Raw genomic sequence first — 22062 nt, 5'->3', positions numbered from 1 at the left:
TTGGACCGTGCCCAGGGTGTCGGCGCCGAGCCGGGGTCCGGATCAGCGGATGAGGTTGGGCCGGAACCGCATTCTGAGACGCTGCTCCTGTGGCAGATGGCGGTTGAGGCGGCGGTTGATCAGTCCGAAGACAGAGACAACGGTCAGCGTCAGAAGGATGAAGTACCCGGCCAGGATCGGATAGGGCACAAACGGGTTGAAGGTCTTGTCGGCAAAGTAATTCGCATAGTACAGCGCATCGCCGCGCTGCTGCCAGGCCGGAAATCCCGAGAAATAGACCAATGTGGTGGCATGGAACAGGAAGATCGCCTCGTTGGTATAGGCGGGCCAGGCAAGGCGCAGCATCGTCGGCCAGATGATCCGGCGGAATCTGGACCAGCCGGACAGGCCATAGGCATCCGCCGCTTCGGCATCGCCCTTCGGCACCGAGCGCAGGGCGCCATAGAAAATCTCGCCGCTGTAGGCCGCGGTGTTCAGGAACAACACGATCAGAGCGCCAAGCCAGGCGGCCGAGAAGGCATCAAAGACTGACGAGACTGACTTGAGACTTTGAAACCCGAAGTAGGCAAAGAAGAACTGGATGAACAGCGGCGAGCCGCGAAATACGAAGATGAACCATTCCGACAGTTTGCGGATGACGCGATGGCCCGATGCCTTGCCAAGTGCCACTGCGGTGGCCAGCAGAAACCCCGAGACCAGCGCCACCAGGCCGAAATAGATGTTCCAGATCATGCCCGATCCGATCAGCACGACCTGTTGGCACAGGGTGAAATCCGATCGCGGCAAAAGCCGTTCGCCGATGCCGATCGAGCGCAGGCCATAGTCGGCGAGGGTGTCCCAGCAGCTCATGCCGCCGCCTTTCGCTGGGATTCGCCGCCCAGCGTCGCCTGGCCGTAGGTCAGTTTGACCATCAGCCGCTCGAGCACGATTTCGGAAACCCGGGTGAAACACAGGTAAAACACCAGCAGGGCGAAAAAGTACCACATCCGCCAGTCGCCATGCGGGTAGTCGGTAAAGCGCGGTGTCTTGGACCCGCCCAGCTCGCGGGCCCAGTAGACGATATCCTCGACCCCGAGCAGGAACAGCAGCGGCGTCGCCTTGATCAGCACCATCCACAGGTTCGACAGGCCGGGCAGGGCATAGACCCACATCTGCGGCACCAGGACGCGGCGAAAAGTCTGGCGGGGTGTCATGCCATAGGCCTCGGCGGTTTCCAGCTGAGCGTGTGGCACGGCGCGCATGGCACCGTACAGGACATTTGCCGCAAAGGCGCCGAAGACGATCGAGAAGGTCAGTACCGCGAGAAAGAAGCCATAGGTTTCGTGTATCCATTGCGCGGCGTTGCCCAGCGGCAGCTTGGCTTCGGCGCAGACGACAAAGTCATTGCCCTGGCGCACCGGCTGGTCCCAGTCGGGGCATTTGATGCGGTGGCGGATGTATTCGAAGGCCTGATCCAGCGCGATCACGAAGAACAGGAAGAAGGCGATGTCCGGCACCCCGCGCACGATGGCGATATAGGCCTGACCGAACCAGCGCAGCGGCAGAAACCGCGAGCGCGCCGCCGCAGCGCCGCCAAAGCCGAAGGCCAGCGCGGTGGGCGCGGTGATCGCCAGCAGCAGCAGCACGGTCCCGAAGGACCAGTAGAGCGCCATATGCTTGCCGGTCGTGAGGTAACAGCCGAGCCATGCGGCATCGGACAGGGTGCTGGGATCGGTGCAGAAACTGAAAATGGCGGTGCCTCTGGCGCGCGTCGGCAAGGGAGTATTTGCAAAGAGAAGAAGGGGAGGCGTCCGCGCCTCCCCCCATCGGGTCAGGTCTTCAGAAGGTCGCCGAGCCGGGCAGCCATTTCTCGATCAGCGCGTTCAGCGAGCCATCGGCCTTCATCGCGTCGATGGCGGCCGAGAACTTGTCCTTGAGCTCGGTGTCGCTTTCGCGGATGCCCATGCCGATGCCGCCACCGATCAGGACGTCATCGCCCACGATCGACAGGTCCGAGGCCTCTTCTGCGATGGGAAGCAGATAGGCCTTGTCGGCGAGCACGGCGTCGGCTTCGCCGTTGCGCACGGCGGCGACGGTTTCATCCGGTGTCGCGAATTCGACCAGCGTGGCACCCGATGCGGCGATATGGCTGGCCTGGATGGTGCCGGCCTGCGCGGCAAAAACGCCAGCGGCGTAGTCCGGCTCTGCGCCGTCAAGCGCGAGATAGGACGACGGATCGGGCTGGGTGTAGTTCGAGGTGAAGTCGATGACCTCGTCGCGTTCGTCGGTGATCGACATGCCGGCAATGATCGCATCGTAGTTGCCCGACACCAGGTTGGGGATGATGCTGTCCCATTCGTTGGTGACCCATTCGCAGGTCAGTTCCGCACGTTTGCACAGCTCGTCGCCGAGCTCACGTTCGAAGCCGTCGACGTCACCGGCGTCGTTGATGAAGTTGTACGGAGGGTAGGCGCCCTCGGTGCCAAGGCGCACGACGGAATGGGCGGCGGCAAAGGCCATCGAGGCGGACAGGCCAAAAGCGGCCGTGGCGAGAAGGATTTGTTTCATGTGGTTCTCCCTTGGTGTTTTTTTGCTGGAATCGGTGCTCTGCTGGCACCGGATCTCATGTGGTGGATTGAAGGAAGCCTTGCAGACGTTCCGATTTGGGGTCGCCGAAGAGAGCCTCTGGCGGACCTTCCTCTTCGATCAGCCCCTGGTGCAGGAACACGACGTGCTTGCTGACGTCGCGGGCCATTTTCATGTCATGGGTCACAATCAGCATGGTGCGCCCTTCTGCCGCCAGATCCCTGATGACCCTCACCACCTCCTGCTCGAGCTCGGGGTCGAGCGCGGAGGTCGGTTCGTCAAAAAGGATCGCTTCGGGCTCCATGCACAGCGCACGCGCGATGGCGGCGCGTTGCTGCTGACCGCCGGACAGCTGCGCGGGGTAGTTGTCACATTTGTCGCCGATGCCCACCTGGTCCAGATAGTGGCGCGCAGCTTTTTCGACCTCGGCCGGGTCGCGGGCAAGCACGGTGACAGGGGCCTCCATCACGTTTTCCAGAATGGTGAGGTGGGACCAGAGGTTGAACTGCTGGAACACCATCGACAGATTGGTGCGGATGCGCAGGACCTGTTTCGGATCACCGGGGCGGCGCGCCATGGCGCGGCCTTTCCAGACCACCGGTTCACCTTTGAACAGGATGTCGCCCTGCTGGCTGTCCTCAAGCAGATTGGCACAGCGCAGCAATGTCGATTTGCCCGATCCCGAGGAACCGATCAGTGAAACCACGTCGCCGCGCCGCGCGGTGATGTCGACACCTTTCAGAACCTCAAGCGCGCCGTATTGCTTGTGGAGATTGCGGATGGCGATCACGGGGGTGCTGTCTGTCACGTAGGCCTTGCCGGTTGCTGATCATCGATACCCCGCAGGATGGCGGCAAAATTCGCGATATTGCAATGCGCAATTCGGCAATTTGGCGCGATATGCCCGCGAACTGACCATTGGTCAGCCACGCGGCAGCGCGATTCAGGGGCGTGGCACCGCCATGCAGGTGGCCTGCGGCAGACCGGCGACGGCGTGCGGGGGCGGAATGCCCCGGGGTTAAGAAGGCACCGTTCGTCTGCCGCCTGCGGGGCCTGACGCAGCCGCGACGACTCCAGACCGGAACCGGTGATGACGCGGGCAGCCGGGGCGTTTCGCTGTGATCGCAGATCCGCCTGGATGCAATCAGGGGTCCCTGGTGACCCGCTGGCGTGCCAGAGCACTGTCGACATCGCTGACTCCCAGCAGGCTGCAGACCAGCCGGAGCAGCGAATCCTCTTCTGCCTCGCGTACGCCGTCGGCCAGAACCACTTCCCACAGCGCTTCGATCACGGCGATCCGGTGATCGTAGGCCACCGCATCCTTGATCGCGCGGGTGAAGCGGACGGTATCCGGCGCCTGGGATTCAAGCTCTTCGGCCTGCATGCGCAGGTCGGAGGCGTCGGCGGGCGGCAGCCCGTAGCGCGCCGCCGCGATCCGGTCGATGCGCTGGCGTTCGAGGTGGTCATAGTTGCCGTCGGACCGGGCGACCCGGACCAACAGGGCGGTCAGGGCCAGACGCGCATCCGAGTCGGCAAGCGGGCTTGGGTCGGCCTGGGTCAGCCGTTTCAGGAAATCTGCGAACATGGTGCCTTGGACGATGTTGTTGGGATCTTGTCACCGGCCATTGGATCAAGAATTTCCCGGCGGCACAAGGGATTGCGCGTCAATTCCCAGAATCCGCGCCACAGCGCCGGTAGGCAGGCCGGAGGCGCCCCTAGCGGTCCCGGACGCGTGCAGGACATTTTGCAGGCAGACCGCCAGCAAAGCCCGCTCGGACTGTGGCACGTTCAACCGCATCAGCCGGGCCAGCGCTTCCGTCCGGGGGGCCACCGTGGCGCAGCCTTCCGAGGCGCGGCGCATGTCTCCGGCTTCGGCCAGTGTCAGATCATAGCGCTGGGCCAGGATGTGGTCGATCTGTGACGGGCGCAGCAGATCCGCCAGAGTATTGTCCCGGGCCATGCGTACCAGCAACGTCGCCATCGCCAAAGGTGTATCCGCCGGATCAAGCCAGGCGGCGTTCGGTGCGCTGAGCCAGTGATGCAGGCGGGAAGACATGGATCAGTCCACCCCGGGATGGCGCGGAACGAAGTGGGCGGAAACAAGGGTCCGGGGACTTGGTGTCGACATGGCGGCCTCCGTTGCAGCGGGCGGTGCAGCGGGCGGGCGCACCCCCGGCAGGCAGTGTGCGGGGCAACTTCTGGTCGGTCCAGAGTTATTTTGAGGCAATTCGGCGGCGGATTCGCCCAAAGCGGGCCGGGTGATCGGATCACCGTGTCACACCAAGCTGCGGAACGATTCACGATTCTCCTCGCCGTGGCGGCCAGATGCCGTGGCCCTACGTCAGCCGGGCGAACTTCCGGGTCAGGAATTCTGTCTCGGTTTCGACGCCGAAAGGCGGGTTGATCACAAACATCCCCGAGCCGATCATCCGGTGCCCGTCCCGGATCGGGGGGAATGTCACTTCGTGACGCAGGGCATCGGGGTGATCGCGTTGCAACTGACCCAGCATCTCGAGATGTGCGCCGGATTTCAGAAGTGGGTACCAGAGGGCCAGCACGCCGACGTTCCATTTCCGGTGCAGCTGCGCCAGAGTTTTCGGGATGGTGTCATAGTCGGACTTGATCTCGTAGCTCGGGTCGATCAGCAGCAGGCCCCGGCGCGGTTCCGGCGGGCAGAGGCTTTGCGCCAGCTCGAAGCCATCCTGCTGATATGTATGCCCCCTGTACTGCCAGAGCGCTTCGCGAAGGGCGGCGACCTCTCCGGGATGAAGCTCTGCGAAATGAAGGGTGTCCTGATCCCGCAGCAGTTTGGCCGCAATGAGGGGGGAGCCGGGATAGGCCGATGCCCCCAGATCAGTCCGCAGGGAGTCCACGGCCTTGCGGTAGGGATGGTCGGGGGCGAACCAGCTTTGGGCGCGGGTGATGCCCATCGCCGCCTCACCGGTCTTGACCGCTTCGGGTGCTGTCAGATCGTAAAGACCACGGCCCGCGTGCGTTTCGATATACGAAAGTGGTTTGTCTTTTTGAATCAGGTACGTGAGCATCCAGGCAAGCAACGCGTGCTTGTGAACGTCAGCCAGATTTCCAGCGTGATAGTGATGTTGATAGGACAGCATCCGCTGCTTATGCCCCGTCGCGACGGACGGGCGCAAGTGGGCTGCGTTGCCGCGCGCCGGTCGGGGATCGCATGTCTGGTGCGGTCAGGGGCATTCGCTCTTTGCCCGGTGATGCCGGGGGTGTGGCGGCTGCGCCGCGCGAGTGTTTGCGGCCCGAACAGGGTTCGTGCATTCGGGCCGCAGCGTTTCGACGTCACCTTTTCTAGATGATCGTCAGACGCTTGCTCGCGGCGCGCGTCTCATGCGCGCGGTCTGCCTGAAAGATGTCGGCGGCAAAAAGTGCGGCCAGTTCGTCGCGGCACATCGGGCTCACCCGGTCGCAGCGGGAATTGCGGGTTCGTCTGATCCGGTTGGCCAGATACCGGCCGCTCAGCCGCCACTGAATTCTGTTTCTCCGGGTCGTTATTCTGATGGTCACCATTTTGAGCCCCCCAAGAGCTGATTGCGATACCCATATGGATACCGGAGGGGCCCGCCATAAGCATTTGCGCAAAGGTTCAGGCCTGACGGGAATAGGTCATGGGATCTATACGTCGGGACAGGATCAGCCGCTGGCGCCGGTCCAGAGTATCCTTTTCACCGCCTGAACCTGAACGGACTGATGGCCGCCAGCGGCGACCGGTTGCGATGGTGATGCATGCAGAGCCCCGCGCCGCGGGGCTAAGGGGGCAGGCGCGGGATGCAAACCTGCGCCAGGTGCTGTGCGCCTCAGCGTCACACCAGCCGCGACACATCCTTGGCTGCCCGCACAAAATCCTTGAACAGCGGATGCGGGTCAAACGGTTTCGATTTCAGTTCCGGATGGAACTGCACGCCGATGAACCAGGGATGGTCCTTCCATTCGACGATCTCGGGCAGCTTGCCGTCCGGGGACATGCCCGAGAAACACAGGCCGACCTTTTCCAGCTGCTCGCGGTACTGGGTGTCCACCTCGTAGCGGTGGCGGTGGCGTTCGTCGATAGTGGTGGTGCCATAGATTCCGGCAACCTTCGAGTCCTTGGTCAAGACCGCGTCATAGGCGCCCAGCCGCATGGTGCCGCCCTTGTCGTCGCTGACCGAGCGGTTGACCTTCTGGTTGCCCTGTACCCATTCCTTGAGGTGATAGACCACCGGTTCAAACCGTTTCTTGCCGGATTCGTGGTCGAATTCTTCGGACCCTGCGGTTTTCACCCCGGCCACGTTGCGGGCAGCTTCGATCACCGCCATCTGCATGCCAAGGCAAATGCCCAGATACGGGATCTTGTTGACGCGGGCATATTGCGCCGCCTTGATCTTGCCTTCGGTGCCGCGTTCGCCAAAACCGCCGGGTACAAGGATGGCGTGCAGGCCGGTGAGATGCGGCGCAGGGTCTTCGGAATCGAAGATCTCGGCGTCGACCCACTGGATGTTGACCTTGACCCTATTGGCCATGCCGCCGTGGGTCAGCGCCTCGGCGATGCTCTTGTAGGCATCTTCAAGCTGGGTGTACTTGCCGACAATGGCGACATTGACCACGCCTTCGGGGTTGTAGATGCGATCGGCGACGTCTTCCCAGCGGTCGAGAAGGGGGCGCGGCGCGGGGGTGATCTGAAACGCGTCGAGCACGGCCTGGTCGAGCCCTTCGCGGTGATAGGCGAGCGGTGCCTCGTAGATCGACTTGAGATCCTGCGCGGCAATCACACTGTCGGGACGGACGTTGCAGAACAGCGCCAGCTTCTCGCGTTCCTTGACCGGAATCGGACCCTCGGAGCGGCAGACAAGGATGTCGGGCGCAAGGCCGATAGAGCGGAGTTCCTTGACCGAGTGCTGCGTCGGCTTGGTCTTCAACTCGCCCGACGCCTTGATGAAGGGCAGGAGGGTGAGGTGCATGAAGATGCACTGGCCGCGCGGCTTGTCCTGGGAAAACTGACGGATCGCCTCGAAGAAGGGCAGGCCCTCGATGTCACCGACGGTGCCGCCGATCTCGCAGAGCATGAAGTCGACCTCGTCTTCGCCGATCGAGATGAACTCCTTGATTTCGTTGGTGACATGCGGGATCACCTGGATGGTCTTGCCGAGGTAGTCGCCACGGCGCTCTTTCTCCAGCACGTTGGAATAGATGCGGCCTGACGAGATGCTGTCGGTCTTGCGGGCGGAGACACCGGTAAAGCGTTCGTAGTGACCAAGGTCGAGGTCGGTTTCGGCGCCGTCGTCGGTGACAAAGACCTCGCCATGTTCAAAGGGACTCATCGTGCCGGGATCGACGTTGAGGTAGGGGTCGAGCTTGCGCAGCCTCACCGAAAAGCCGCGGGCTTGCAGCAGGGCACCGAGCGCCGCCGAGGCGAGCCCCTTGCCAAGAGAAGAAACGACACCGCCGGTGATGAAGATGAAACGTGCCATGTGGCGCGAACCCCGTGATTTAGTTCAGGAAATTGTACCCACGGCCCTGTCACGGACCGCAGCATCACGGGATTAAAGCCATAGAGGATTCGCATTGAAATGTCCAGCCAACCGCAAGATGCTGTTGCGGTTGGCATGCGAAGCTCAAATTGTTGTGGCGTGGCAGGTGGTTGGATCCTGCAGTCGTGACCTGCGCGGTCAGTCCGACGCGCGCGGAACCAGTGGAGACGTCGCGTCGCCGTCCAAAGCTGACGGAGGCGGCAACAGGCCATCTGTGTTGATGTCGGGCGTCGTGATGTCGGCGGGCGCACTGGCCGGAGCCGAGCCGGTCAGCCGGTCCATGATGGAACTGCCCGAGCTGTTGGCCGCCGCGATCACGGTCAGCGCAATCGAGGTGCAGATGAAGGCCGCAGCCAGAACCCAGGTCACCTTGCCCAGAGCGGTTGCTGCCGCGCGGCCACTCATGGCGCCGCCACCGCCGCCGCCCATGCCAAGGCCACCGCCTTCGGAACGTTGCATGAGCACCACCCCGATCAGCGCAAGCGCCAGAAGCAGGTGGATGATGAGGATGACGTTTTCCATTGCGGCTGCCTTTGGTCCGGATCGTCGCGTACTTAGAAGCTCGCAAGGCTCTGCGCAACCCCGCTTGTTGCCGCCCTGCGGGACTTCTGCCCCGAGTGGTGCCGCCAGGCTCTTGCGCGGCACGAAAATCAGCCGAAAGTTCGGGCGCCATGCCCCCCTGTGCGCAGCGGCTGGCCGTCGGTTGGGCCTTGCCCGGACCCCGCCTTCGGCGCATCATCCCGCCATGCCACATGACCATCACGACCATGACCACCCGCACAGCCTGCTGCCATCCGACCCGGCGTTGCGGGTGAAGGCGCTGGAAACCCTGCTGGTGCGCAAGGGGCTGGTCGATCCGGCGGCGCTGGATGCCATCATAGACACTTACGAGACCCGGATCGGGCCGCAGAACGGCGCGCGGGTGGTGGCGCGGGCCTGGGCCGACGCCTCGTTTCGGGCGCGCCTGCTCGGCGATGCGACGGCCGTCATCTCGGAAATGGGCTATTACGGTCGTCAGGGCGAACACATCGTTGCCGTCGAAAATACCGACAGCACCCATAACATCGTCGTGTGTACGCTTTGCTCGTGTTACCCTTGGCCGCTGCTGGGGATCCCGCCGGCCTGGTACAAATCCGATGCCTACCGTGCCCGCGTTGTGCGCGAGCCGCGCCAGGTGCTGGCCGAGTTCGGGTTGGTATTGCCCGAAGGCCAGACGGTACGGGTCTGGGATTCGACGGCTGAAATCCGCTATCTGGTGCTGCCGCAAAGGCCGGCAGGCACTGACGATCTGACCGAAGAGGCGCTGGCGGCACTGGTCACCCGCGATTCGATGATCGGCACCGGGCTTGCGAGGGCGCCGGAATGAGCCGCGTGCACGATATGGGTGGACGGTTCGGCGACGGCCCGGTGCTGCCTGAACCCGAGGGCACGGCGGCGACGCCACCGGTCTGGCACAAGCGGACGCTGGCGATCACCCTCGCCTGTGGAGCCCTCGGCGCCTGGCCGATTGATGCGGCACGGCGGGCGCGCGAAAGCCTCGCACCCAGGGATTACATGCGCTTTACCTATTACGAGAAATGGCTGGCCGGGCTGGCGGATCTGCTGGTGGAACGCGGGCTGGTCTCCCGGGACGAGTTGCAGGGCGCGGCCTCCGGAACGGGCAAGAGGCCGGTGCAGGCACTGACGCCGCGTGCGCTGACGGCGGACAGGGTGGCACCGGCACTGGCGCGGGGTGGTCCCGCCACACGCGACAGCGATGTCAAGGCGCGGTTTGCCCCCGGCGATGCCGTGCGTACCCGCCGCCCTGCTGCCAACCGGCTGGTCCCTGGCGGCCACACCCGTCTGCCGGGCTACGCTGCCGGGGCCTGTGGGCGGGTGTTGCTGTGCCACGGTGCGCATGTGCTGCCCGACAGCAACGCCCACGGGCTGGGCGAACGCCCCGAGCCGCTTTATGCCGTGGTCTTTGCTGCCGCCGAACTCTGGAGTGATCCGGAATCGCCCAGTGACGAGGTGGTGCTGGACCTGTGGCAAAGTTATCTGGAGCACGCATGAAAGAGCCGGTCTTTCTGGAACCCTGGCACGCTCAGGTCTTTGCGCTGACCGTACATCTGTCCGACACCGGGGTCGTTTCCTGGCCCGACTGGGCCGCAACCCTTGGTGCGGTTCTGGCCGAACATGGGCTGGACCGGCAGCTTGACGGCGGCGAGGACTACTTTCTCGCCTGGGTCGCGGCACTCGAGCGGCTGCTTGCGGCGCGTGGGCTCGCCGGGGCAGCGGATCTGGACGATCTCAAGTCGGCCTGGACCGAGGCCTATCTGCACACCCCGCACGGACAGCCGGTGCGGCTGGCCGGAGGCTAGGGGGCGTCCTTCAGGCGATGCAGGTGGTTACGGGGCGCGCCGGGCCGCGCGGATCATTCGTCGACGTCATCCACATCCGCCTGGCCCGACAGTTTGCGACGGATGATGCTCCAGCTCAGGCCGATGCCCAGAACCAGCGACAGCGCCAGCAGACCCAGCCAGACGGTGAAGTCTCGGTTGGAGAGGTCCAGCAGACCGTAGTCGTAAAGCACCCAGAGCAGGGCGGTGACAACCGCGAGGATCAGCAGCATGCCGAAAGCCCCGATGGATCGCAGGGTGGCGCGCAGGTAAATGATGTAACCGACCAGCAGAACCAGCCCCAGCAGCACTGTCAGCGGCAACTGGCTGTCATAATTTTCAGCCGTCCAGCGCACATAGCTGAGCGCGGTGGGATTGTAGGTCAGCGCCAGCAGCGCAAAGGCACAGAGCCAGCGTGTCACGAAACCCATGATCTGTCTCCACCCCTTGCCGGTCTGCGTCGCGGTCCCCATTGATGGCGCGAAGCCCGGGGCCTGTCCAGCCTGTTTGCAATTTGGTGGTTTCGCTGGCCGATCAGCGTCGCTATACCGACGCGGGTTTGGAACCGCAGCAGAAGGTCGTGAGACATGGCAAACGTGGTCGTCGTGGGCGCTCAGTGGGGCGATGAAGGCAAGGGCAAGATTGTGGACTGGCTGTCGGAACGCGCGGATGTGATCGCGCGCTTTCAGGGCGGGCACAATGCGGGCCACACGCTGGTGATCGACGGGGTGGTGTTCAAGCTGTCGCTGTTGCCCAGCGGTATCGTGCGCGGCGGCAAACTGTCCGTGATCGGCAACGGCGTCGTTCTGGACCCGTGGCACCTGAAGAAAGAAATCGAAGACCTGCGCGGGCAGGGGGTCACGATCACCCCCGAGACGCTGATGATTGCCGAGAACACGCCGCTGATCCTGCCGATCCACGGCGAGCTGGACCGGGCCCGCGAATCCGCAACGAACGTTGCCAAGATCGGCACCACCGGCCGGGGCATCGGCCCGGCCTACGAGGACAAGGTGGGGCGCCGGTCGGTCCGGGTGGCGGATCTTGCGGATGATGCCACGCTCGAGGCACGTGTCGACCGCGCACTGGTGCATCACGACGCATTGCGCCGCGGGCTGGGTCTTGATCCCGTGGATCGGGACAAGCTGCTGGCGGACCTGCGCGAAATCGCGCCCCTGGTGCTGGAATACGCCGCTCCGGTCTGGAAGGTGCTGAACGAAAAGCGCCGGGCGGGCAAGCGGATCCTGTTCGAAGGGGCGCAGGGGGCCCTGCTCGACATCGACTTTGGCACCTATCCGTTCGTGACCTCGTCCAACGTGATTGCCGGGCAGGCAGCAACCGGCACCGGCATCGGGCCGGGCGCCATCGATTTTGTCCTCGGCATCGTCAAGGCCTACACCACCCGGGTCGGCGAAGGCCCGTTTCCGGCGGAACTGAATGATGCGGACGGTCAGCGTCTGGGCGAGCGCGGGCACGAATTCGGCACGGTGACGGGGCGCAAACGGCGCTGCGGCTGGTTCGATGCGGTGCTTGTGCGTCAGACCTGCGCCACCTCCGGCGTCAACGGGATCGCGTTCACCAAACTTGACGTGCTCGACGGCTTTGAGACGCTGAAGATCTGTACCAGCTACGAACTCGACGGCAAGCGGCTGGATTATCTGCCCACCGCAGCGGATGCGCAGGCGCGCTGCACGCCGATCTACGAGGAAATGCCGGGCTGGTCACAGTCGACCGAAGGCGCGCGCAGCTGGGCCGACCTGCCTGCCGAGGCGATCAAATATGTCCGCCGCGTCGAAGAGTTGATCGGCTGTCCGGTGGCGCTGCTGTCCACCTCGCCCGAGCGTGAGGACACGATCCTTGTGACGGACCCCTTCGCTGACTGAACATAACGAACCGGAGAGAGCCATGGCGCTGAGCTACAAGACCCGCCGCCGTCTGTCGGCCCTGATCCTTCTGGTCGGGCTGCCGGTCTACATTGTCGTGGCGATTTCGGTGGTCAATTGGTTCGGGCGGCCGCCGATCCTGCTCGAACTGCTGATCTACCTGGCGCTCGGGCTGCTGTGGGCGCTGCCGTTGAAATATGTCTTCCGCGGAGTCGGACAGGCTGATCCGGACGCGGACAAGTAGGCAGGCTCGCGCTGCGCTGTCAGCCGCGACCCCCCGGCGCGATGGGCGGCGCGGCGCTGACCGGATGCTGTTTCGGGTAAAGCCTGCAGGGCCGGGGCTGCGCCCGACCTGCAAATCGGAATGCAGAACGGCGGACCCTCAGGCCCGCCGTTTTTGTTCGTTCAACGCTTTCGATGTCAGCCGGCGGCACGGGCGCCCGGCTTGAAGCTGATCCGCTCGGAGGCCGTGAAACGCCCGCCGCGGGTTTTTTCGATTTTGCCTTCGCGCAGCAGCTGCCCGAAGGAACGCAGACGGTCCTCGCGGCTGGATTCCTCGGATTCGACGGCACGCACCCGCGTCATGAGCTGCGGGCGCGAGAACTGGTCGCGACCTTCGACAAAGGACATGTAGGCGGCGGCGGCCTCCAGCAGTTCGGGGAGCTCGGTCGCGCCCATGTCTTCGGCGAATTCGGCGAACCCGCCAGCGGCTTCGTCAAGGTCGAGCAGATCCGGCGCCGTGTCGTCGCGGATCACCCGACGGGGGCGAACCGTTTCGTTTGCCTCTGCCTGGGTGGGACGGGCATCGACACGCTGTTCGGCCACCAGCTTGAGCGGTGCAGGCTTGAGCTCGGCGGGACGTTCCGAACGGGCCGCAGCCGGGGTCTCGGGGCGGCGCGGGCGCACAACGGTGGCCAGGTCGGCGCGGTAGGGCTCGGCTTCTTTTTCGGTATCCTTCTTGCGGCCCAGAATGCGGTCGGCGCGGGTGGCGGCGACGGCGGCCCGCAGGTGGGCAATGGCCGAACGGCGGCGGTTGCCTTCGGGTTCCTGCAGCTGGGTGTTGGTCTCGTCCAGAATGCGCTCGACCGAAGTGTCATCCTCTTCGATCTTGTTTTCGGTCAGCATGACGCGGGCCGGGCTGGACATCTTGACCGCCTTGCGGATGCCGTCGCGTGCCATACGCTCGACCGCCGCATCGACCGAGTCCTCGCCTTCCGGCGTCTCGTCGCGGCTCGCGGCCAGGGGGGCGGCGTCGTTTTCGGTGTCGTCGTCCCACTCGTCGTCCATGCCGAGCTCTGAATGCGACACATCCCGAGGCGCGTCCGGTGCCGCCGGATCCGGCAGCAAGCCGGCATCGCCAGAGGCGACAAGGCTGTGATCGGCCGTGTCCCAAACTTCGTCGGCATCGTCCTTCAGGACATCAACTTCGGGATCGCTATCCGCAACTTCTGCGGTGGAATACGCGGCGGCCTCTGCCTCGGGCGCATCCCAGTCATCGTCTTCGGCGTCGATGTCGTCGGACAGGGTGGTCGAAGTCTGGCGCGGTGCTGCGGCGAGATCCCAGTCGTCACCGTCGTCAAAGTCCTGGTTCAGCTCCCCCGCCACTTCGGCAAGCTCGCGGGCAAGATCGGCTTCCTGTTCGGCGGTCAGGCTGCTGGCCGGGGTCTGTACAGCCGGCGTTTCCTTCAAGGTGCCAGCGGCCACGGCGGCATTGTAATCCACACGTTTGACGCGGACCACACGGGCACGCACCGGGTGCGAAGCGGGGGTCTCGGCAACTGGCGCCGGCGCCTGCTCCTCTGCGACATCGTCGATCGCACTGTGCGCTTCGTCGGCATCCGGGGTGTCAAACGCGGCCTCGTCCAGACCAAGGTCATCCTCAAAGGCGGCGTCGCTGGACAGGGTATCATCAAACAGGTTGTCGCCGTCGTCCTGGCTGTCGGTCTCATCTTCCGCTGCCCGGGCGACTGCGGCCACTTCGGTGTCAGCTTCGTCAGTCTCTTCGCTGTCGTCCGCAGGCAAGGCAAAATCGGACAGATCGAGATCGTCCAGATCCTCGTCTTCCACGTCCTGTTCGGCGTCATCCGTTACCACAGGCGAGGCTTCGGCCAGGTCACTCTCGTCTTCGTCCGGGCTGCCAAGGCTGCCCATGAAGGTCGAGATGGCGGCGCTGTCAAAGCCGTCGTCTTCGTCGTCACCGTCCTGGAGCGTGACATCTACAAGCGACGCCTCCGGCTCTTCGGCAGAGGCCGCGATGACGTCTGCATGTTCGTCCTCGGAGTAGGCGGCGGGCGTGCTGCCGCGGCTGGCCGACACGACCGCCCGGATACGTTGCAGCTTGGCGGCGACGCTGTTGGCCTCGGTGGCGACCGGGGCCGAAGCGGGCATCATGACTTCGGCGTCATCCTCATCGCGGTCATCCAGATCGGAGTCGGCCACGTCGGACTCTGCCTCGTCCGCACTGTCGGCTTCTGTAGCCGCGCTGTCGGCCTCGGCTGCCGCATCGTCGGCTTCTGTCGCCATCTCCGGCTCGGCTGCCAGGGGATCGTCTGCATCGGCCACAGGGGCAGGGGTCACGGGGGCAGGGGGCGCCTCGGCAGCGACCGGCGCGGGTTCCTGCGGTTGCATCGCTGCAGCCTGCGGCGCCGGTTGCGCCTCGGCCTCAGGCCGGGCGGCGGCGGGTTCCTGGCGGGGGGCGGGCTCCGCGCGGGGGGCGCCCAGCGATGGCCGCAGCACGTAACTGCCGTTTTCCATCCGCGCTTCGACCCGGCGCTCGATCTCGCGTTCAGCGATTCGGGCCAGCATCTCAGCATCCGGGGTCGGGGGTTCAGCGCCGAAATAACGATCGTCCTGCGCGAGGTCGCGGAAGTATTCCGCGATGGCCTTCATCGTGTCGAACGAGTCGTCGAACCCCTCAAGGGTACACGAAAACGTTCCATAGGAGACCGTTAAGATCTTGCTTGAACTGACCATGTGCTGCTCACTTTCACATTTCTTGCAACAGTGTGTTTAGCATATACCCCAAGACCAAAGCTGACCGAATCTGTGCCTCTGAGGGTATCATTTCGTGGCCAGATTGTGATCTGTTTCCCAAGTGGCCCCTAATAGCATATGAAAAATCCAATTGTTCTCAAAATGGCGACAGTTCTGCTCGTTGGCGGTGGGGCAACCCGTCCGGACGGGCTGATGGCTCTGGCGGCCAAGGTTAACACGGTCATCGCCGCGGATGGGGGAGCAAATGTGCTGCACGCGGCGGGGATCGTGCCGGAAGCGGTGATCGGCGACATGGATTCCGCCAGACCCGAGCTTCTGGCCGCGCTTCCAGAAGGCGTGGTGCACCGGATTTCCGAGCAGGACAGCACCGACTTTGACAAATGCCTGCGTCATGTCACGGCGCCGCTGGTGCTGGGTTACGGGTTCCTGGGCGGGCGGGTGGATCATCAGCTTGCCGCGATGACTGTGCTGGGGCGCTACCCGGAGCGGCGCTGCATCCTGATCGGGGAGGAAGATGTGATGATGCTCTGCCCGCCGGAACTTGACCTGACCCTGCCGCCGGGCACACGGGTGTCGTTGTACCCGCTTGGGCCGGTGCGCGGTCAGTCGCAGGGGCTGCGCTGGCCGATCGACGGCATTGACTTTGCCCCTGACGGGCGGGTCGGGACATCCAACGAGGTGGCGGGGCCGGTGCATCTGCGCTTCGAGGCCGCGAAAATGCTTCTTATTCTGCCAGCGCGCTCACTGGATCAGCTGATACTGGCGCTTGCCGCGACGACTTCATCATGGCCCGCTCTCTGATCACGATGTAAAGTCCTGCGGCGATGGTGATGCAGATCCCGAGAGTGGCAAGCGGGTTGGGGAATTCCGCGAAAACCACAAATCCGATGATCGTCGCGATGGGAATTTCCAGATATTGCATCGGCGCGAGAGTGGCCGCAGGGGCGTAGCGCAGTGACCAGGTCATCAGAAGATGGCCCAGCGTCCCCAGCAGGCCGATGCCGAACAGCAGCTTCCAGGTATGGGCATCCGGCTGTTCCCAGGCAAAGACCGGCAAGATATCGTCCGGCGCCAGCAGCAGGAACGGCGCGATCAGGCAGACGGCCATGACACCGCTGACCGCTTGCAGGCCGACCGGGTCGGTATCCTTGGCGATCTGGCGCGTCACCAGCATGAAGACGGAAAAGTTGACCGCAACGCCCAACGGCAGCAGCGCCGGCCAGCCGACTTCGGCGAACGAGGGCTGGACGACCAGAAGCGTGCCGATGAATCCAACGGCGCAGGCCAGCAGGCGGCGTATTCCAACCTCTTCATCCAGCACAAAATGCCCCAGCACCAGCATCAGGAAAGGCATGATGAAGGCAATGGCCACGGCATCGGCGAGCGGCAGATACATCAGCGCGGTGAACATCATGCCGATGCCGAGAATGTGCAGCACGGTGCGCAGAAACGTCAGCCTCAGCACCCGACCGTGCATCCGCCACACCCGGCCCGTGCACAGAATCAGTGGCAAGAGGACAAGGGCCTGTACCCCAAAGCGGATAAACAGCATCTGCCCCATGGGAACCTGACCGCCCAGCAGCTTCGCCACCGCGTCCCCCATGGGGGCAACGACGCAAAAGCCGAACATCAGCGCGATGCCCAGGAGGGGGTTATCCTTGCTCATTCCGGAAAGCTAGACAGAGTCTGATTGTCTGGCAAGCCACTACTAAGAGCATTGTGCCGCGAAATTGTTCAACTTTTGCGGGAAGGTTCTGAAACTGCGGCAGGTCGGGTCGGGCGACCGGTTTCGGGGGTTGCAGCGGTGTCAGAGTGTCGGGTCACCCTGGGCGACAGAATCAGCAGTTGGGCACATTGACCGCAAGCCCTCCCAGCGAGGTTTCCTTGTAGCGCTCCGACATGTCGGCACCGGTCTGGCGCATGGTTTCGATACAGGCATCCAGCGGCACCAGGTGCACACCATCGCCGCGCAGCGCCAGAGATGCCGCCGAGACTGCCTTGATGGCGCCCAGCCCGTTGCGTTCGATGCAGGGCACCTGCACCAGCCCCTTGACCGGATCGCAGGTCATTCCGAGGTGATGTTCCAGCGCGATTTCCGCGGCGTTCTCGATCTGCGCCGGGGTGCCGCCCATGACGGCGCAGAATCCCGCAGCGGCCATGGCGGCGGCCGAGCCGACTTCGGCCTGGCACCCGGCCTCGGCGCCGCTGATGCTGGCGTTGTACTTTACCAGGCCACCGATGGCGGCGGCGGTCAAAAGGAAATCGGGCACCTTCGACGTGCTGGCCGAGGGCACGTGGTCCAGCCAGTAGCGGATCGTGGCCGGCACCACACCGGCCGCGCCGTTGGTGGGGGCGGTGACGACCTGACCACCGGCGGCGTTCTCTTCGTTCACTGCCATGGCATAGGCCGACATCCAGTCGTTGATCGTATGCGGTGCGTTCTGGTTCAGCCCGCGTTCGGCCAGCAGCGCGTCGTGGATCGCCCGGGCGCGGCGTTTGACCTTCAGCCCGCCTGGCAGGATGCCGTCATTGTGCAGCCCCCGGTCGATGCAGTCGTTCATCACCTGCCAGATCCGCGCCAGACCGGTGTCGAGGCTGTGCGGCGTCCCGCGTGCCAGTTCGTTGGCGCGCTTCATCTGTGCAACCGACAGGCCCGAGGCCTGCGCCATCGCCAGCATCTCGTTCGCGGTCTTGAACGGGTAGGGCACCGGCGGTCCGTCGTCGGTATCCTTGCCCCCGGCCAGTTCGTCGGCGGTCAGGACAAAACCGCCGCCCACCGAGTAATAAGTTTCCTGAAGGATCACGTCGCCCTGTGCGTCCGTGCCCATCAGGATCATGCCGTTGGCATGGCCGGGCAGGTTCGGGCCAAAGTCGAACTTCAGGTCGTGGACCGGATCGAAGATCAGTTCCGGCAACCCTTCGGGATGCAGCCTGTGGGTGTCGCGGATCTGCGCCAACGCTGTCTCGGCGGCGGCGGCATCATAGGTTTCCGGGCGGAACCCGGCGAGGCCGAGCACGGTGGCGCGGTCCGTCGCATGGCCTACGCCGGTAAAGGCCAGACTGCCGTGCAGGGTGGCGCGGACTCCGGCGCACTGAAACGGGGCGGCGCGCAACGCATCCAGAAATCGGGCGGCGGCGACCATCGGACCCATCGTGTGGGAAGAGGAGGGGCCGACGCCCACCTTGAACATGTCGAAAACGGAAAGGAACATGGTTAAGTTGCGCTTCCTATCGGAGGGATTGCGTGTCGTGGAGCGGTAAAGGGGCGGGGGCCGAGCCCTTCGGCGTGTGCAGCCGCGCGCACAGTGTCGCGCGCCTCGAGCCGGGCGGCAAGCTCTGCGAGGGCAGGATAGGTCTGCAGGTCGAACCAATCGGTGTGCCCCGCAGGATAGAGCGCGCACCAGCGCAGCAGGGGCGCGAGATACAGGTCGAGCGCCAGGGCGTGAGCGGAACCGAAACTGCCGGTGTCGGTTGCGGCCTGGCGGTTGAGCAGGCTCAGGTGGCGCTGCAGGCCGGCCGTCAGGGGCGCGCGAATCTGTTCGCCGGCCCCGGGGCCGGCATAGATTTCGGGGTAGAACAGCATGCGCAATTCCGCGTGCAGGGTGTTGGACAGGAAAAACAGCCAGGACAGCGCCGCGCCGCGTGCCGGATCATCGGCGGCGGGCATCAGGGCGCCATGCCGGTCGGCGAGCCACAGCAGTATGGCGGCTGTCTCGAAGATCGGCCCCTGCGGGGTTTCCAGCGCCGGAATCCGTCCCACCGGATTGACCCTGCGGTAGGCGGCGCCGTCCTGTGCCCGGCTGGCGCGGTCGACAAGCACGGTGTCAAACGGCGCGCGCAGTTCCAGAAGCGCCAGCCGGATGATCAGCGACGCATTGTCCGGGGCATAGTGCAGGCGATACTCTGGTGTCATGCGTTGGTGTCTACAGCGCCCTCCGGTCCGGGCAAGGCCGGGAAACGACCTGCGAGGCGTGGAAAGCGCACCGGCCGACGGCGGGCAGGCCGGGCGGGCGGCACCACGCGTGATCCGGTTGAACGCCTGCGGCGCGCCGGTGTCCGGCGGCGGCTGGATCGCACACCGCAGCGGACATCTGCCGGACAGGCGGCACGCCGGTACCGATTCGGCCTCGCACGCGGGGCACATCCTTTCTATAAGCGGCACAAAGCAGAGGAGTCATGCCATGTCCGGAGAACTGTCGCCCATCGACAAGGCCAAGTTTGTCGCCGCCCGTCGCGCTGCGGATTTTGTCGAGGATGGAATGCGTGTCGGTCTGGGGACCGGCTCGACCGCCGCCTGGCTCGTGCGCTGTCTCGGGGAAATGGTGCGCCAGGACGGGTTGAAGATTAAGGGTGTACCCACGTCCACCCGCACCGCCGAACTTGCGCGCGAGGTCGGCATCGAGGTCATCAGCCTGGATGAGGCGCGTTGGCTGGACCTGACCATTGACGGCGCCGACGAGTTTGATTCCGAGCTGAACCTGATCAAGGGCGGCGGTGGCGCGCTGCTGCAGGAAAAGATCGTGGCGACCGCCAGTGACCAGATGATCGTGATCGCGGACGCGGCCAAGGAGGTCGGGACACTGGGAGCCTTTCCGCTGCCGGTCGAGGTCATCCCCTTTGGCTGGCCCACCACGCAGGCATTGATCGAAGAGACGCTGGTGGCAATGGATGTCATGGGCCGCAAGGCCAGTCTGCGGATGAACGGCGAACGCCCCTTCATCACCGACGAGGGCAACCATATCCTTGATCTGCACCTGGGCCGGATCGGCAATGCGCGGCAGCTGGCTATGGTCCTGAACCAGATCCCCGGCGTGGTCGAGAACGGGCTGTTCATCGACATCTGCGATGTGGTGGTGATCGGGCATGGCACTGGCCGGGTCGAATTGCGGGATATCAACGCCGGAACGGTGCAGGAAGATCGGCTGGAATTTGTCGAAACCGACAATCTGTTCAGCGATCTGGGGGACTGAAGGCGCCGGGCGGCAGCAAGGACGAAGCCGCGCTTCTGAGGGTGAGCGGCCAGGCGCGGACAGGTGCCGGATCTTGTGCCCGCGGACCGCGGACGGCTGTCTGTTGCATCTGCCCGGAAGGGCCCCGGCGCAATTCTGACCCGCTGCGGCTTGATGCATCGGGTCGGGTCATCGGGGTTTTTCCGGCTCGGGGCTATGGCCAAGCCGGGGGTCCTGTGGGATATCTGCGCCCCGAGGACGGAGAGGGACACTGCAATGCGTGAATTTGACTACGACCTTTTTGTCATCGGCGGCGGTTCGGGTGGTGTTCGTGCCGCGCGGGTGGCCGCAGGCGAAACCGGAGCAAAGGTCGGGCTGGCAGAAGAGAGCCGCTACGGCGGCACCTGTGTGATCCGCGGCTGCGTGCCGAAAAAGCTGATGGTCTTTGCCAGCGAATTTTCCGGTCTGTCCGAGGACGCGGGCCTCTATGGTTGGGATGTCACCGGCGGCGCCTTTGACTGGGGCCGGTTCTCGACGCGGCTCAACGGCGAACTGGACCGGCTTGAAGGTGTCTACCGCAAGCTGCTCAGCGCGTCGGGGGTCGACACATTCGACTGCCGGGCGACGCTGAAGGATCCGCACACCGTGTCGCTGGCCAATGGCGAAGAGAAAACGGCCAAACATATCCTGGTGGCGACCGGCGGCCGCCCCGTGCGCCCCGACATGAACAACGCCGACCTGGGCATGGTTTCGGATGACATCTTCCATCAGGAGACGCTGCCCAAGTCGATCCTGATCGTCGGCGGCGGCTATATCGCCTGCGAATTTGCCTGCATCCTGCACGGGCTTGGCGTCGAAGTGACGCTATACTATCGCGGGGCACAGATCCTGCGCGGCTTTGACGAAGAGGCCCGTGGCCTGATCGCGGAATCGATGCGCGAGCGCGGCATCGACCTGCACATCGGCACAAACATCGTGGAAATGGACTGCGCCGGGTCAGACGATTCCGACACTGGCATGGGCGGGCCGATTCAGGACACCGGTGAGACCGTGGGCGACAGCGGCATGAGCCACCGGGGCAGGCAGAGCGGCGACACAAGCGACGGGCCGATCCGCGTCAAGGCCACCAACGGCAGTTCCCGGGTGTTCGACCGGGTGCTCTTTGCCACCGGTCGCAGGCCCAACACCGACGGCATGGGGCTCGAGGAACTGGGCGTGAAGCTGGGCCGTGGCGGCCAGATCGAAGTCGATGCCTACAGCCAGACCGCCGTTCCGTCGATCTATGCGATCGGCGATGTGACGGACCGCGTGAACCTGACCCCGGTCGCCATCCGCGAGGGCATGGCCTTTGTCGAGACCGTGTTCAAGGGCAACCCGACGCCGGTCGATCACGCGTTGATCCCCAGTGCGGTTTTCACCCAGCCCGAACTGGGGACCGTCGGGATGAACGAGGAAGACGCCCGCGAGCAGGAGGAGATCGATGTCTATTGCACATCGTTCCGCCCGATGCAGACCGCGTTTATCGGCAAGCCCGACCGGGTGTTGATGAAGCTGATCGTGTCCAAGGCAAACCGCAAGGTCCTGGGGTGCCACATCGTCGCGCCCAATGCCGGCGAAATGATCCAGCTGGCAGGCATCGCGATCAAGATGGGTGCCACCAAAGAAGATTTCGACCGCACCGTGGCAGTTCATCCGACGATGTCGGAAGAGATCGTGACGATGCGCAATCCGGTGCGCAGCGCTTGAATTCCGTGCGCGATTG

The 22062-nt window shown here is 64.4% G+C and carries 22 protein-coding genes; 8 read left to right on the top strand and 14 right to left on the bottom strand.

Annotation, left to right across the window (positions count from 1 at the left end; all coding sequences use genetic code 11):
* Window positions 1-42: 42 nt before the first annotated feature.
* From FOY53_RS08290 to secG, 9 genes are all read right to left on the bottom strand, one after another.
* Complete coding sequence (locus FOY53_RS08290; protein WP_146587652.1) at window positions 43-849, bottom strand: ABC transporter permease; 807 nt, start codon at window positions 847-849, stop codon at window positions 43-45.
* Entirely contained in the window at window positions 846-1730 is an 885-nt protein-coding gene (locus FOY53_RS08285) for an ABC transporter permease (RefSeq protein ID WP_146587724.1), read from the bottom strand. The genes FOY53_RS08290 and FOY53_RS08285 overlap by 4 nt, the downstream gene beginning before the upstream one ends.
* 88 nt (window positions 1731-1818) lie before the next feature.
* Window positions 1819-2547 (bottom strand): transporter substrate-binding domain-containing protein, encoded by a 729-nt coding sequence (locus FOY53_RS08280; protein ID WP_146587650.1) that lies wholly within the window; start codon window positions 2545-2547, stop codon window positions 1819-1821.
* Window positions 2548-2602: 55 nt separating this feature from the next.
* Window positions 2603-3373: an ABC transporter ATP-binding protein gene (locus tag FOY53_RS08275; RefSeq protein ID WP_146587648.1), complete on the bottom strand. Its 771-nt coding sequence runs from the start codon at window positions 3371-3373 to the stop codon at window positions 2603-2605.
* Window positions 3374-3709: 336 nt separating this feature from the next.
* Window positions 3710-4150: a tellurite resistance TerB family protein gene (locus FOY53_RS08270; RefSeq protein WP_146587646.1), complete on the bottom strand. Its 441-nt coding sequence runs from the start codon at window positions 4148-4150 to the stop codon at window positions 3710-3712.
* Between the two features lie 45 nt (window positions 4151-4195).
* Window positions 4196-4621 carry a tellurite resistance TerB family protein gene (locus FOY53_RS08265; RefSeq protein ID WP_146587644.1) on the bottom strand — a complete coding sequence of 142 codons (426 nt, stop codon included), beginning with the start codon at window positions 4619-4621 and terminating at the stop codon, window positions 4196-4198.
* 280 nt (window positions 4622-4901) lie between these two features.
* Window positions 4902-5681 (bottom strand): 23S rRNA (adenine(2030)-N(6))-methyltransferase RlmJ, encoded by a 780-nt coding sequence (locus FOY53_RS08260; protein WP_146587642.1) that lies wholly within the window; start codon window positions 5679-5681, stop codon window positions 4902-4904.
* Between the two features lie 714 nt (window positions 5682-6395).
* The gene (pyrG, locus tag FOY53_RS08255; RefSeq protein ID WP_146587640.1) at window positions 6396-8039 is read right to left on the bottom strand and encodes a CTP synthase; all 1644 of its coding nucleotides are present in this window, start codon (window positions 8037-8039) and stop codon (window positions 6396-6398) included.
* A gap of 198 nt (window positions 8040-8237) precedes the next feature.
* Window positions 8238-8621, bottom strand: coding sequence for a preprotein translocase subunit SecG (gene secG, locus FOY53_RS08250; RefSeq protein ID WP_146587637.1), 384 nt, complete (start codon window positions 8619-8621; stop codon window positions 8238-8240).
* 223 nt (window positions 8622-8844) lie between these two features.
* Here secG and nthA point away from each other — a divergent pair, with 223 nt between their 5' ends.
* From nthA to FOY53_RS08235, 3 genes are read left to right on the top strand one after another with little or no spacing between them, the layout of a single operon-like run.
* Entirely contained in the window at window positions 8845-9465 is a 621-nt protein-coding gene (gene nthA, locus FOY53_RS08245; protein WP_146587635.1) for a nitrile hydratase subunit alpha, read from the top strand.
* Window positions 9462-10151, top strand: coding sequence for a nitrile hydratase subunit beta (nthB, locus tag FOY53_RS08240; protein ID WP_146587633.1), 690 nt, complete (start codon window positions 9462-9464; stop codon window positions 10149-10151). The genes nthA and nthB overlap by 4 nt, the downstream gene beginning before the upstream one ends.
* On the top strand, window positions 10148-10459 hold the full coding sequence (locus FOY53_RS08235) for a nitrile hydratase accessory protein (protein ID WP_246107326.1): 312 nt from the start codon (window positions 10148-10150) through the stop codon (window positions 10457-10459). Before nthB ends, FOY53_RS08235 begins: the two co-directional genes overlap by 4 nt.
* A 53-nt stretch (window positions 10460-10512) precedes the next feature.
* Here the strand turns inward: FOY53_RS08235 and FOY53_RS08230 are convergent, their stop codons facing one another.
* Window positions 10513-10908, bottom strand: a complete 396-nt coding sequence (locus FOY53_RS08230; protein ID WP_146587629.1) for a DUF6524 family protein — start codon at window positions 10906-10908, stop codon at window positions 10513-10515.
* A gap of 156 nt (window positions 10909-11064) precedes the next feature.
* Between FOY53_RS08230 and FOY53_RS08225 the strand changes: the two genes are divergently transcribed.
* Both FOY53_RS08225 and FOY53_RS08220 read left to right on the top strand, forming a co-directional pair.
* The gene (locus FOY53_RS08225) at window positions 11065-12357 is read left to right on the top strand and encodes an adenylosuccinate synthase (protein WP_146587627.1); all 1293 of its coding nucleotides are present in this window, start codon (window positions 11065-11067) and stop codon (window positions 12355-12357) included.
* Between the two features lie 22 nt (window positions 12358-12379).
* Window positions 12380-12601, top strand: a complete 222-nt coding sequence (locus tag FOY53_RS08220) for a DUF2842 domain-containing protein (RefSeq protein WP_146587625.1) — start codon at window positions 12380-12382, stop codon at window positions 12599-12601.
* Window positions 12602-12777: 176 nt separating this feature from the next.
* On the opposite strand, the gene FOY53_RS08215 is transcribed toward FOY53_RS08220, so the two are convergent.
* On the bottom strand, window positions 12778-15330 hold the full coding sequence (locus FOY53_RS08215) for a hypothetical protein (RefSeq protein WP_146587623.1): 2553 nt from the start codon (window positions 15328-15330) through the stop codon (window positions 12778-12780).
* Between the two features lie 162 nt (window positions 15331-15492).
* Here FOY53_RS08215 and FOY53_RS08210 point away from each other — a divergent pair, with 162 nt between their 5' ends.
* Window positions 15493-16152 (top strand): thiamine diphosphokinase, encoded by a 660-nt coding sequence (locus FOY53_RS08210; RefSeq protein ID WP_246107325.1) that lies wholly within the window; start codon window positions 15493-15495, stop codon window positions 16150-16152.
* Here FOY53_RS08210 and FOY53_RS08205 read toward each other — a convergent pair.
* From FOY53_RS08205 to FOY53_RS08195, 3 genes are all read right to left on the bottom strand, one after another.
* Window positions 16076-17017: a DMT family transporter gene (locus FOY53_RS08205; protein ID WP_146587619.1), complete on the bottom strand. Its 942-nt coding sequence runs from the start codon at window positions 17015-17017 to the stop codon at window positions 16076-16078. The two genes, FOY53_RS08210 and FOY53_RS08205, sit on opposite strands and share 77 nt — an antisense overlap.
* Window positions 17018-17189: 172 nt before the next feature.
* Window positions 17190-18563, bottom strand: coding sequence for an L-serine ammonia-lyase (locus tag FOY53_RS08200; protein ID WP_146587617.1), 1374 nt, complete (start codon window positions 18561-18563; stop codon window positions 17190-17192).
* Between the two features lie 2 nt (window positions 18564-18565).
* The gene (locus FOY53_RS08195) at window positions 18566-19264 is read right to left on the bottom strand and encodes a glutathione S-transferase family protein (protein WP_146587615.1); all 699 of its coding nucleotides are present in this window, start codon (window positions 19262-19264) and stop codon (window positions 18566-18568) included.
* Window positions 19265-19532: 268 nt separating this feature from the next.
* Between FOY53_RS08195 and rpiA the strand changes: the two genes are divergently transcribed.
* Together rpiA and FOY53_RS08185 are read left to right on the top strand one after the other, a co-directional pair.
* Window positions 19533-20321, top strand: coding sequence for a ribose-5-phosphate isomerase RpiA (gene rpiA, locus FOY53_RS08190; RefSeq protein WP_146587612.1), 789 nt, complete (start codon window positions 19533-19535; stop codon window positions 20319-20321).
* A 255-nt stretch (window positions 20322-20576) separates the two neighbouring features.
* Entirely contained in the window at window positions 20577-22046 is a 1470-nt protein-coding gene (locus FOY53_RS08185) for an FAD-dependent oxidoreductase (RefSeq protein ID WP_146587610.1), read from the top strand.
* Window positions 22047-22062 lie beyond the last annotated feature (16 nt).

This window comes from Puniceibacterium confluentis (assembly GCF_007923445.1).
GTDB lineage: Bacteria > Pseudomonadota > Alphaproteobacteria > Rhodobacterales > Rhodobacteraceae > Puniceibacterium > Puniceibacterium confluentis.
Note: the sequence above shows the minus strand (reverse complement) of the source record. Positions and strands in the feature narration are given on the sequence as shown.